Raw genomic sequence first — 13,356 nt, 5'->3', positions numbered from 1 at the left:
GTCTTTAGCCATTAAAACTCGTCTGTGACACAACCTTTTGAAGCATTAGAAACCGTTCTTGCATATTTATAAAGAACACCTCTTTTAAACTTCAACTCTGGTGCCTGCCATTGTTCTTTACGTTTAGTTAGTTCTTTATCTGAGATTTCTAATTGTATGGTATTTGCTTCTGCATCGATAGTAATGACATCACCATCTTCAACTAGAGCAATCACTCCACCTTCTTGAGCTTCTGGTGTTATATGGCCTACAACAAAGCCATGCGTACCGCCAGAAAAACGACCATCTGTAATAAGCGCCACGTCTTTACCTAGTCCTGCACCCATAATAGCTGCTGTAGGTTTCAACATTTCTGGCATCCCTGGTCCTCCTTTAGGCCCTTCATATCTTATGACTACTACATCACCTCTTTCTACTAGTCCGTCGCGTATGCCATCATTTGCTTCATATTCACCATTAAAAACCTTTGCTTTTCCTGAGAATTGCAACCCTTCTTTACCTGTGATTTTTGCAACACTACCTTCACTAGCAAGGTTGCCATAAAGCATTCTCAAGTGTCCAGAAATCTTAATTGGATTTTCTACAGTTCTAATCACATCCTGTTCTTCAGAAAGGTCTTTCACATTTGCTAGATTCTCAGCTACTGTTTTACCAGTTACTGTAAGACAGTCTCCATGAATTAATCCTTTAGAAAGTAAGTACTTCATAACAGTAGGAATACCTCCTATGCGATGAATATCTTCCATAAGATATTTACCACTAGGTTTTAAATCTGCCAGGAAAGGCGTGTTATCACTTATATCTTGAAAATCTTTAAGTGTAAAATCTATTTGCGCTGCTCTTGCTATCGCTAGAAAATGTAGAACAGCATTTGTAGAACCGCCAAGAATAGTGACTAACCGTACAGCGTTCTCTAACGATTTACGTGTTATAATATCAGACGGTTTAATATCCTTTTCTAATAATTCTAACATGACTTGTCCTGCTCTGACAGATTCTTCTTTCTTATCATCACTTAATGCAGGGTTAGAAGAATTAAATGGTAAAGACATACCTAATGCTTCTATCGCACTTGCCATGGTATTTGCAGTATACATACCACCACAAGCACCAGCACCAGGACATGCTTTTTCTACTATATTTTGATATTCTTCTTCTTCCATAGTACCTGCCACCTTACTGCCCCAAGCCTCAAAAGCAGAAACTACATCTAATTTCTTACCCTTATGGCAGCCAGAATCTATCGTACCTCCATAAACCAGTATAGAAGGACGGTCTAATCTTATCATTGCCATTAGTGCACCTGGCATGTTTTTATCACAACCTACAACCGTCACCAGTGCGTCATAACTCATAGCTTGCACCACGGTCTCCATAGAGTCTGCTATAATATCTCTCGATGGCAAAGAATAGCGCATACCAGGTGTTCCCATAGAAATACCGTCACTTACTCCTATAGTATTAAAGATTAATCCAACTAGGTTCGATTCTAAAGTTCCTCCTTTAACCAATTTTGCAAGGTCATTAAGATGCATGTTACATGGGTTACCTTCATAACCTGTACTCGCAATACCTACAAATGGTTTGAGCAAATCCTCCTTAGAAAGACCTATAGCATGCAACATAGCTTGTGCAGCTGGTTGTGTAGGATCTTGAGTTACTGTTTTACTATATTTAGTGAGCGGCATATTTATATTTTAAATCTTAAGGGTAAACGATAACTTACTTCCTTATAATTCTTCTATTATTTTAGATGATAGAATATCGATTCAAAATTAAAGTTTGCATTTAGGTCCCTCAGTAGGCAATTCATAAAGCCATTGTTATCCAAACAGCATTAATCACACTTAAACGCCTTAATATCAGGTATTTAACAATAACCAAAATATGATATCCAATGTTGTTTATCTGTATTTTCAAATTATGATATATGAACGTATACATTATTTACCCTACTTAATTTGTAGGGATTTAAAAATATCCATAAAGTCTTATTATAGCACATGTTAATAATCTTATAAGTGATGTGCCAATAAATAATTACATTCATTAAATTTGCAATTCAAATAAGGGGAGAGATTTGGCTGCTTGCGACCTCGTTTTCAAAAAAGAAAACACAAACGCTAAAACAGTGTACTGCGCAAAACAATACAGCCACTTTTATTTTCTTATATTATTAATCACGCGAGATTTGTATTTATTACGCTTTCGCGAAAGCGCACATATAAAATGCCCTACTTATTTACATCAGAGTCCGTTAGTGAAGGACATCCAGACAAAGTTGCTGACCAGATCAGTGATGCTTTATTAGATAATTTTCTTGCTTTTGATCCAGAATCAAAGGTTGCTTGTGAAACGCTTGTAACTACTGGACAGGTCGTTCTTGCCGGAGAGGTAAAATCAAACACTTACATCGATGCAGCTCAAATTGCACGTAATGTGATCAATAAAATAGGTTATACGGAAGGTGCTTACCAGTTTTCTGGTGATTCTTGTGGTGTAATATCTTTAATCCATGAGCAGTCGCAAGATATTAATCAAGGTGTAGATCGTGCTACTAAAGAAGAGCAAGGTGCTGGGGACCAAGGTATGATGTTCGGTTATGCAACTAACGAGACAGAGAATTACATGCCTCTTGCTCTAGATATATCACACAAATTATTAGTAGAGCTTGCTGCATTGCGTCGTGAAAATAAGGAAATAACTTATTTAAGACCAGATGCAAAATCGCAAGTAACTATAGAGTATAGTGATGATAACGTGCCACAGCGTATAGATGCTATCGTAATCTCTACGCAACACGATCCTTTTAATGAAGATGATGCTGCAATGCTTGCTCAGATCAAAAAAGATCTTGTTGAAATATTGATTCCTCGTGTTACTGCATTATTACCTGCTTATGCTCAGGACTTATTTAATGATGATATTACCTATCACATAAACCCTACTGGTAAATTTGTTATAGGTGGACCACATGGTGATACAGGATTAACCGGTCGTAAGATAATAGTAGATACTTATGGTGGTAAAGGTGCTCACGGTGGTGGTGCTTTTTCTGGTAAAGATCCTTCTAAGGTAGACAGAAGTGCTGCATATGCGTCACGTCACGTTGCAAAGAATCTAGTAGCTGCTGGTCTTGCTAGCGAGGTTCTTGTGCAGGTTTCCTATGCCATAGGTGTGGTAGAACCTACTTCTATTAATGTAGAAACTTATGGTACCTCTACATTAAATTTAACTGATGGTGAAATTTCTAAGAAGGTCGCAGAGATATTTGATATGCGTCCTGCTGCAATAGAATCTAGATTAAAATTGAGAAACCCTATCTACTCTAAAACGGCTGCTTATGGTCACATGGGTAGAACACCTCGTACAGAAAAGCTTGTTTTTGAATCTCCATACAATGGAAAGGTAGAAAGAGAAGTAGAGTTATTTACTTGGGAAAAATTAGACTTTGTAGAAGAAGTTAAAAAAGCTTTTGAACTGTAAATAGTATACAGCATATATATTTTAAAAATCTCCAATTCAATTAATTTGAATTGGAGATTTTTTTTGTTCTTAATTCAAGTATAGTAGCTTGTGGCTTTCAAAAAAGAAACCCCATTTACATAATCGTAAATGGGGTTTGATATGTAACAATTGCAAGACTAAACTAGCCGATACCGCTCTGCAGCGGTATGACTCTAAAAGAAGAAACCAAAACTACCAGTAATAGCCATTCTACGAGCATCTGGCAGGTAATTATAACCACCTCTAAAACTTACATCTATACGCAGTACTTTAAAGATATTACCTACACCAGCACTATATTCCCAGTAAATATCTTCTGGAGCTAGATAATTAAGACCGCTGGCATTTAAGGCTATGTTTTCATCACTAATTCTACCATAAGCAGCTTTTATACCTACTAACTCACGTAGATTCAAATCTCTCAAACCAGGAATACGAGAAAAAATACGACCATTAAAATTATGATCTAGATTTACCATCAAATACTCATCACTTACAAATTCATAAAAATCCATCGTATTAAATGATCCTGAAACATTGAAATAAGTCTGGTTACCAGGTATAACATCCAGTAATGCTAGCGGCACTTCTCCAAAGGTTTTACCAGCTTCTATACGTGCTGTTAATCTACCAAATGCACCTATCTGGATAGGATGACTGTAATAAAATTGAAACTTATCATAATCAAAATCACTACTAAAGAGATCTTTAAAACCTTTAGAATAATTAACGAACAAAATAGGATAAGCTCCTTCATTTATAACCGTACGATCTACACCATAATTAGTCGTTTTACGCCCTGGTTTATAAGTCATAGAAAAATCTACTTCGGCCTGGTTAGTTTCTGACTGTATGCCGCCTGGAGAGTCTGCATCAAAATAGTCTAGACTAAAGAAACCAGGATTAGCCGTTGTTATCTTTCTGTAACTCGTACCTAATCTAAATTCTAAGTTATATAACGGCTCAAAACTAATGGCAGCAAGACCTAATTTAATATTAGATAATCTACCATTATTACCTGCACTTACTATCGCACTAGAGGCAAGACTACGCCCTAAAACATCATTAGTTTTAGTAAGACTGGCTGCTAGTTGTTCTACATCTTTTCTATAACCACCACTTAGTATCAAACGGCTTTGTTTATCTAACAGCCATTTACCACCTATACCGAATTTAAATTTTTGATCATCAAAACCATAAGCTCCATAACCTTCTATTCTCCAGGGATCATTTGCACCAAAGTATGTCCTACCACCAGCACGTAATCGCAAACCTTCTACATCGTTAAAACCAAAGGTGGAAAATATAGGACCAAAATCAAAACCATCAAATTCATAATAACCAGAAGCTAGTACAGTACCTATATTATAAAGACGTTTAAACTTCTTGTTCTTTTTAAGTGTATCCAGCATGGTGTACACTTGTTTCTCATCTTTATTAAGTTTTTCTAATCGGTTTTCATCCCAGTAGGCCTCATCACGATTATAAATTTCTGGATCATAGTCATTAACTCTACGTCTATAAAAATCTGGCTCTTTTTCTATATCAAATTTATAATCATTAAATAAGGTGGTACGTTTTCCATAAATACCTTTGGACTTCTCTTTCTTGTTAAGTGCAAAATCACTTAAGAAATAATCTCGTGTAATTAAGAACAGACTGTCATTAAGAACATCATATTCTTGTTCTATATAAATTTCTTTTACCCAATTTATGTTGGCACTTTTAGTCGCTTGCATATTGATCTCCTTGATCGCATAGGACTCTGTCGCCACCCAAAAATCACCTTTAAAAGTAAGCTCGTTTTTACGACGTGGATAGTAAACTATATTATACGCCTCTACTCCATCCACTATAGCCGTATCTCTCAATACATAGTTATAGGTGTCAATACCACTTTTACCTACTGGACTCGTAAAACTTTTATCAAAGAATTTTAAATAACGTTCATAGACATCTATGTCGTTATATAGATCCTTTACAAATGCTATTAAAGTCTGGTTGTTTGAAAAACCAGAATTCTTGTTTGCCTTAACATCATCTAGTTCTTTATTAATCTCGTTATCTCCATAAACAGTAGAAAGTGATTCATTAATAAATATAGGCAAGTAGGTTTTACCGGTTATTCTACTCGTGTCTGCATAATCGAATACGAACTCCATACCTCGGAAAAGCTTTGAGTTGATCAAAGAGCTATCTATGGTATTCATGTCAAATTCTAGCTTCTCATATTTATCATACTGGTATTGCTTAAATTGAGCAAGTCCATTTTTACGTCTATTTTCCCATACTTTACGTAGTATATCGATAGCAGGGTTGTTCTTTTTAGATGTTTTACCAGCATACACCACTACCGCATCTAACTCTGCAGTGTCAGTATCAAGAGTAACCTTCATGTTTAGATTCACTCTATTATCTAATTTTATAGTTTGGGTTTTATATCCTACAAAAGAAAATTCTACTTTGTCATACGTGTTCTCAGACTGTAAATAAAACCGTCCGTTATCATTAGAGATAGTACCTTCACTAGAGCCTGGGAAAACTACGTTTGCAAACGGAACGGCATCACCAAAATCGTCATAAATCACTCCACCTACTTTAGTCTGTGCAGTACTTGTTATAGCAAAAAATAATATACCTATATATAGGACTGATTTTATTATCGCTTTCGCGAAAGCGTAATTATTATAAAGAGTTTTCATAAGCATATGGCAAAGGTCAAAAGTAGGACTACTGACGTAAATGATAGTAACTTAAGACAAAAAAAATTATATCTAGCTTTAAATCAAAAAAACCCATCTCTAACGAAATGGGTTTTGATCAAAAATGTTGTCAGAAATTACTTTCTATACATTACTTTTTTAACACCTTCTACCACATCAGTATAATCTGGTAACCACTCTGCTAGTAAACCTGGAGAATATGGTGCTGGTGTATCTTGTGTATTTATTTTATAAACTGGAGCGTCTAGGTAATCAAAAGCCTCAGCCTGTATCATGTGAGAAATCTCTGTAGATACGTTACCAAATGGCCACGCTTCTTCAAGAATCACTAAACGATTTGTTTTCTTTACAGATTTTAAAATCGCCTCTTTATCATAAGGACGTACCGTTCTTAAGTCGATAATCTCACAAGAGATACCTTCTTTCTCTAACTCGTCTGCAGCTTTATAAGCTTCTTTGATAATTTTACCAAAAGAAACGATAGTCACATCATTACCTTCTCTCTTTAACTCTGCAACACCTATAGGTAAAACATATTCACCTTCTGGCACTTCACCTTTATCACCATACATTTGTTCAGACTCCATAAAAATAACAGGATCGTCATCACGTATCGCTGCCTTAAGAAGACCTTTTGCATCATAAGGGTTAGATGGCACAATTACTTTAAGACCTGGTGTGTTTGCAAACCAGTTTTCAAAAGCTTGTGAGTGAGTAGCTGCTAGCTGTCCTGCACTTGCAGTAGGACCTCTAAAAACGATAGGACACTTAAACTGTCCACCAGACATCTGGCGTATTTTTGCTGCATTGTTAATAATCTGATCGATACCAACAAGAGAAAAGTTAAACGTCATATACTCTACAATAGGTCTATTACCAGTCATAGTAGAACCTATAGCTATACCAGCAAAACCTAGCTCGGCAATAGGTGTATCAATCACACGCTTTGCACCAAACTCGTCCAGCATACCTTTAGAAGCCTTATAAGCTCCATTATATTCTGCAACTTCTTCACCCATAAGGTAAATAGACTCGTCGCGTCTCATTTCTTCACTCATCGCTTCGCAAATTGCCTCGCGGAATTGTATTGTCTTCATATATTAGGATATGATGTTATTCAGTTTTTCAAGAAAACAAAAATAACTTACATGAACTTAGTATGCTAGATTTTTAGGCTAAAAAATATCCCTTTTACCTACTATTATCATACAAAACATTCTTGAACCGTCTAAACATCAAGATAGACAAGAGTTACACCCTAGAATGAAAAATATTGAAAATCAATACTTGAGGAAATATTAAACAAAAATTTATTATGCATGCATAGTTTATTACTTGTTTTTTTCCTAACTTCGCAAACGATTGAAAAAGACTTTAAAGACTATAAAATATGAAGATATTAGTATGTATCAGCCACGTGCCAGATACCACTTCCAAAATCAATTTTACAGATAACGATACTCAATTTGACACTAACGGTGTACAATTTGTCATCAACCCAAATGATGAATTTGGTCTTACACGCGCTATGTGGTTTAAAGAAAAACAAGGTGCAAGTGTGGATGTAGTTACTGTAGGTGGTGCAGAAGTTGAACCGACTTTAAGAAAAGCCCTAGCAATAGGTGCAGACACAGCAATAAGAGTAGACACACCAGCAACTGACGGTTACCAGGTGTCAAAACAATTAACCGCAGTCGTAAAAGACGGTGGTTATGATCTAGTTATCGCTGGTCGTGAATCTATCGATTATAATGGTGGTATGGTACCAGGTATGGTAGCCGCTATGACAGGAGCTAGTTTTGTAAACACATGTATCTCTCTAGAAATAGATGGTACTAACGCAACCGCTGTACGTGAAATCGATGGTGGTAAAGAAACCGTTACCGCTAGCCTACCTCTAGTAATAGGTGGACAAAAAGGTCTTGTAGAAGAAAGTGACCTAAGAATTCCTAACATGCGTGGAATTATGATGGCTCGTAAAAAACCTCTTAATGTCGTACCTGCAACAGATGCTAGTACAGAGACTAATAGTGTTTCTTTTGAAAAGCCAGAACCTAAAGGTCAGGTAACTCTTGTAGATGCCGGTGATCTTGATAAATTAATCGACTTACTTCACAACGAGGCAAAAGCGATATAATCTTTAAAGATTAAAAGTTCAAGGTTTAAAATCTTGTAGGTTAAAATTATTAAGAGTTTCGCTTTCGCGAAAGCGAGACCCATAACAAATCAAGTAATCGTCCTTATAACGAGGATGTTTATATAAAAATAAAAATATATGTCAGTACTCGTATATACAGAATCAGAAAACGGTGGTTTTAAAAAGACCGCTTATGAAGTAGCTAGTTATGCAAAAGGTGTTGCAGATATGATGGGAACAACTGTTACCGCTATATCTTTTAATGCAAATGATGCTGGAGAGCTAGGTACATATGGTGTAAGTAAATTACACAACGTAGCAGATTCTAAATTAGAAAAATTTAATGCCGCTGCCTATGCTAGCGCTATTGCACAAGCTGCCAAAGCTGAAGGAGCAACTGTAGTTGTTATCAGTTCTAGCGCAGACTCTAAGTATTTAGGATCTCTAGTAAGTGTACAACTAGAAGCAGGATATGTGTCTAACGTTACAGCACTACCTTCTTCTACAGAGCCATTTACAGTTAAGAGAACTGTCTTTACTAACAAAGCTTTTTCTAACACTGCTATTACTACTAATGTAAAACTAGTAGGACTTTCTAAAAATGCTTACGGACTTAAAGAAAATGCAACAGATTGTGCCGTACAAGAATTTGCACCTTCTTTAAACGATACAGATTTTAATGTAACTGTACAGTCTGTAGATAAAGCTACTGACAAAGTAACTATCGCAGATGCTGAAATAGTAGTAAGTGCAGGTCGTGGATTAAAAGGTCCAGAAAACTGGGGTATGGTAGAAGAATTAGCAGACGTTCTAGGTGCTGCAACAGCTTGTTCTAAACCAGTAAGTGATCTAGGATGGAGACCTCATAGTGAACACGTGGGGCAAACTGGTAAGCCAGTTGCATCTAACCTTTATATCGCTATCGGTATTTCTGGAGCGATACAGCACCTGGCAGGAATTAACTCTTCAAAGATTAAAGTTGTTATTAATACAGACCCAGAAGCACCTTTCTTTAAGGCTGCAGATTATGGTGTTGTAGGTGATGCTTTTGAGGTAGTACCTGCTCTAATCGAGAAATTAAAGGCGTTTAAAGCTGCAAATGCTTAAGATTCTTAATAATTAGTTAAGAATTTATTAGATTTAAGGCTGTGCAATAGGAGAAAAACCTCATTTTTGCACAGCTTTTTTTTATTTCTAGCAATCAAAGACAATGAGTCTAAAACGACTTAACATACGAGGCATCTCTTATAGCCAAACACAAAATGGTGCATACGCCCTTGTGCTTAAAGAAGTAGACGGATCAAGACAACTACCTATTGTAATAGGAGCTTTTGAAGCTCAGAGTATAGCTATTGCACTAGAGAAAGAATTGAGTCCACCGCGACCTCTTACCCACGATTTATTTAAGACATTTGCCCAACGATTTTCTATCGTGGTAAAACAAGTTATCATTCATAAACTAGTAGACGGTGTTTTTTACAGCAGTCTTATTTGTGAAAGAGATAAAATAGAAGAAATTATAGACGCTCGCACGAGCGATGCCATAGCACTAGCTGTACGATTTAAAGCTCCAGTTTTCACTTATGAAAATATTCTTGAAGAAGCAGGTATACAGCAACACATTAAACCAGACAAAGAACTGGAAATGGAAGAGCTAGATGGTGAAGAAATGATAGAAGAATTAATCAACGCTGCGGCACAAGAAGTGGATGACTACAGCAAATTCTCCATATCAGAACTTAACAAAATGCTCGACGAAGCAGTTTCTAACGAAGACTACGAACTAGCAGCGCAAATTAGAGACGAAATATCTAAACGATAATCATTACCATTCTATGAAATTCTTTATAGCCAGATTTTTTACTGCTTTAGCATTACTTTGCTTTTCATTTATAGGAAATGCACAAGAAAACACGCCCGTAGAAGGCACATGGATATTTGATACCGCAACAACAGTTGATAACACACAAGCAAGTGCTCACGATCTGGACAGCATTACCTTTTCACAGCAAAACTATAAGTTTTACACTGGAGTAGATAGCCTAAATACTGATGGTAAATTTATAATCCAAAATGATTTTATCGCCTTATACCCTAACTCAAACAACGCCCAATTAAGGCAGTTTGATTTAAAAAAGGTGAATAACGACAGTTTATCAATTAAAAATAACGATGTCACTTATCACTTCTTAATTAAGAAAATAGAGAAAACTGTGGCAGCAGCACCGTCTAATAATATTCAAATATCTAACGATCTAGGTTTTAGCTTTGAAAGTTTTTATCGTGGATTAATAGGTATGTTTTTCATCCTTGGCTTTTGCTACCTGTTAAGTAATAATAAAAAGAAAATAGACTGGAGACTGGTTATAGTGGGCGTTACGTTACAAGTAGTTTTTGCTATATCCGTCCTTAAATTTGAGAGTGTCGCATATATATTTGACGGCATATCTACCGGCGTTGTTCGATTTCTAGCGGTTAGTGAAGCAGGTGCTGAATTTGTTTTTGGTAAATTTATTGACCCTAGTGGAAACTGGGGATATGTATTTGCTTTTAAAGTACTTCCTACTATTGTGTTTTTCTCTGCATTTACATCATTACTTTATTACTTAGGCATACTTCAAAAAGTGGTTTATGTTCTTGCATGGGTTATGAGCAAAACGATGAGATTAAGTGGTGCTGAATCTCTTGCCGCAGCAGCAAACATATTTATAGGACAGACAGAAGCTCCACTAGTGGTAAAGCCATATTTAGAAAAGATGACTAAGTCAGAAATGCTTTGTCTTATGGTAGGCGGTATGGCCACCATAGCTGGTGGTGTTCTAGCAGCATTTATTGGTTTTCTAGGTGGAGAGAGCGAGGCACAACAAATATTATTTACAAAACACTTACTTACCGCCTCAATAATGAGTGCTCCTGCCGCTATTGTAATTGCAAAAATGCTCTACCCAGAAGAACAAACTAATAAAATAGATCGTTCTCTTAAAGTCTCTAAAGATAAAATAGGGACTAACATTCTAGATGCTATTTCTAGAGGTACTACAGACGGTTTAAAACTAGCAGTTAACGTAGGTGCCATGCTACTAGTTTTTACAGCATTAATAGCAGTAGTAAATTTTGGACTTAAAGATCTTATAGGAGAATATTCTGGACTTAATTCTATTATTGCATCTTCCAGCGATGGCAGATATGACGGTCTTTCAATGCAATATATTTTAGGTAATCTTTTTGCCCCTATCGCATGGATTATAGGGGTACACTCTGAAGATATAGTTCTAGTAGGACAGTTATTAGGAGAAAAAACAATCCTTAATGAATTTATAGCTTACGGATCATTAAAGGAGTTAAAGGAAGCTGGGAAAATACTACATCCTAAATCAATTATTATTGCGACTTATGCTTTATGTGGTTTTGCTAACTTTGCCTCTATCGGTATTCAAATAGGTGGTATAGGGGTATTAGCACCTGGACAGCGCAAGACTCTAGCTGCATTTGGTGTTAAAGCATTAATAGGCGGTACATGTGCTGCATTACTTACTGCAACTATAGCAGGAATGCTTTTCGGTTAAAAACAATCGCTATTTTCTTTAACCTAATTTTATGTTAAAGAAATGTTGTAAATTTGTTATAAAATTTAACAACCGATAAGCATTGGACTTTAAAAACTACAAAAACGTTTTCAATTATAGCTTTGGCAAAATCTATTGCTATGATAACTATGTAGTTGGTCAACTGCATACAGATGTTGTCGTAAACAATGAAATAGCGTCTAAGATTCTCAATGACATTAATGAGTTTTACGGTAAAAACAAAATTGTTTTTATCTCTAATCGTGAATTTGGACATGCTGTTGAGCCTAAGGTGTACAAATTAGTTAACCCCAAAATGATCGTAGGGATTGCTATAATAGGCACTTCAAAGGAGCAAAAAATACAAGCTGCAAATGAACAATCGTTATACAATGGTTCATTTGGTTATTTTAATAATATAGAAAGTGCTGTTGAGTGGGCAAGTTCTTTTATTTCAAAAAACCCAGACTCTCTTTTAAATTAATAAATCTGCAATCTTAGTTTGTTTTATTATCATTTGAACTAAAATTTCAAGTTCTTTGTATATTGTATTCGCTTTCGCGAAAGCGGAATCATCATTTACTAAACTCTTATGAAACAATACTTAGACCTCTTACAAGACATAATTGATAACGGAACTGATAAAGGTGACCGTACCGGTACAGGTACACGCAGCCTTTTTGGCCATCAAATGCGTTTTGATTTACAAAAAGGTTTCCCTCTAGTAACTACTAAAAAAGTACACCTTAAGTCTATCATACATGAACTGCTATGGCTTTTATCAGGCGATACTAACATTCAATATTTAAAAGATCATAATGTCAGAATATGGAATGAATGGGCCGATGAAAATGGAGATCTAGGACCTGTTTATGGTCACCAGTGGCGCAACTGGGATAGTCAAGGAATAGACCAAATTAAAGAGGTTATTAACACACTTAAGACTAATCCTAACAGCCGTAGGATGATGGTGACTGCATGGAATCCAAGTGTAATGCCAGATACTAGCAAGAGTTTTTCTGAAAACGTTGCCAATGGAAAGGCAGCCTTACCACCATGTCACGCCTTTTTTCAATTCTATGTATCTAACAATAAATTAAGTTGCCAGTTATATCAGCGTAGTGCAGACGTATTTCTGGGTGTACCTTTTAATATAGCAAGTTATGCGCTATTAACTATGATGGTTGCGCAAGTATGTGATCTAGAATATGGAGATTTCATACACAGTTTCGGAGATGTTCATATATACAATAACTTAAGAGAACAGGTGGATTTACAATTAACTAGAGAGCCTAGAGAATTACCACAAATGAAATTAAACCCAGATGTGAAAAACATATTTGACTTTAAATATGATGATTTCACACTAGAGAACTATGACCCACATCCTGCAATCAAAGGAATAGTAGCGGTTTAAATTACA

10 protein-coding genes are annotated in these 13,356 nt (G+C 36.0%); 7 read left to right on the top strand and 3 right to left on the bottom strand.

Annotated features, from left to right (window positions below; translation table 11 throughout):
- Nucleotides 1-11 precede the first annotated feature (11 nt).
- Entirely contained in the window at nucleotides 12-1,688 is a 1,677-nt protein-coding gene (gene ilvD / locus ABJF08_RS02710; protein WP_348114504.1) for a dihydroxy-acid dehydratase, read from the bottom strand.
- 541 nt (nucleotides 1,689-2,229) lie between these two features.
- On the opposite strand from ilvD, the gene metK reads away from it, so the two are divergent.
- Nucleotides 2,230-3,486, top strand: a complete 1,257-nt coding sequence (metK, locus tag ABJF08_RS02705; protein ID WP_348114503.1) for a methionine adenosyltransferase — start codon at nucleotides 2,230-2,232, stop codon at nucleotides 3,484-3,486.
- A 194-nt stretch (nucleotides 3,487-3,680) separates the two neighbouring features.
- Here the strand turns inward: metK and ABJF08_RS02700 are convergent, their stop codons facing one another.
- Nucleotides 3,681-6,209 carry a DUF5686 family protein gene (locus tag ABJF08_RS02700; protein WP_348114502.1) on the bottom strand — a complete coding sequence of 843 codons (2,529 nt, stop codon included), beginning with the start codon at nucleotides 6,207-6,209 and terminating at the stop codon, nucleotides 3,681-3,683.
- Between the two features lie 137 nt (nucleotides 6,210-6,346).
- The gene (locus ABJF08_RS02695; RefSeq protein ID WP_104513844.1) at nucleotides 6,347-7,327 is read right to left on the bottom strand and encodes a pyruvate dehydrogenase complex E1 component subunit beta; all 981 of its coding nucleotides are present in this window, start codon (nucleotides 7,325-7,327) and stop codon (nucleotides 6,347-6,349) included.
- Between the two features lie 293 nt (nucleotides 7,328-7,620).
- On the opposite strand from ABJF08_RS02695, the gene ABJF08_RS02690 reads away from it, so the two are divergent.
- The 6 genes from ABJF08_RS02690 to ABJF08_RS02665 all read left to right on the top strand — a co-directional run bounded on the left by ABJF08_RS02690 (nucleotide 7,621) and on the right by ABJF08_RS02665 (nucleotide 13,350).
- Entirely contained in the window at nucleotides 7,621-8,367 is a 747-nt protein-coding gene (locus ABJF08_RS02690) for an electron transfer flavoprotein subunit beta/FixA family protein (RefSeq protein WP_348114501.1), read from the top strand.
- A gap of 138 nt (nucleotides 8,368-8,505) precedes the next feature.
- On the top strand, nucleotides 8,506-9,474 hold the full coding sequence (locus ABJF08_RS02685) for an electron transfer flavoprotein subunit alpha/FixB family protein (protein ID WP_348114500.1): 969 nt from the start codon (nucleotides 8,506-8,508) through the stop codon (nucleotides 9,472-9,474).
- Nucleotides 9,475-9,577: 103 nt separating this feature from the next.
- Nucleotides 9,578-10,189: a bifunctional nuclease family protein gene (locus ABJF08_RS02680; RefSeq protein ID WP_104513847.1), complete on the top strand. Its 612-nt coding sequence runs from the start codon at nucleotides 9,578-9,580 to the stop codon at nucleotides 10,187-10,189.
- Between the two features lie 13 nt (nucleotides 10,190-10,202).
- Nucleotides 10,203-11,933 (top strand): nucleoside transporter C-terminal domain-containing protein, encoded by a 1,731-nt coding sequence (locus ABJF08_RS02675; protein WP_348114499.1) that lies wholly within the window; start codon nucleotides 10,203-10,205, stop codon nucleotides 11,931-11,933.
- Nucleotides 11,934-12,015: 82 nt separating this feature from the next.
- Nucleotides 12,016-12,417, top strand: coding sequence for a thymidylate synthase (locus tag ABJF08_RS02670; protein ID WP_348114498.1), 402 nt, complete (start codon nucleotides 12,016-12,018; stop codon nucleotides 12,415-12,417).
- A 108-nt stretch (nucleotides 12,418-12,525) separates the two neighbouring features.
- On the top strand, nucleotides 12,526-13,350 hold the full coding sequence (locus ABJF08_RS02665; RefSeq protein ID WP_348114497.1) for a thymidylate synthase: 825 nt from the start codon (nucleotides 12,526-12,528) through the stop codon (nucleotides 13,348-13,350).
- Nucleotides 13,351-13,356: the final 6 nt, after the last annotated feature.

The organism is Nonlabens sp. (assembly GCF_039941875.1).
In the GTDB taxonomy this organism is placed as follows: Bacteria; Bacteroidota; Bacteroidia; order Flavobacteriales; family Flavobacteriaceae; genus Nonlabens.
The sequence above is the reverse complement of the archived record's forward strand: the minus strand, read 5'-3'. Positions and strand labels throughout refer to the sequence as shown.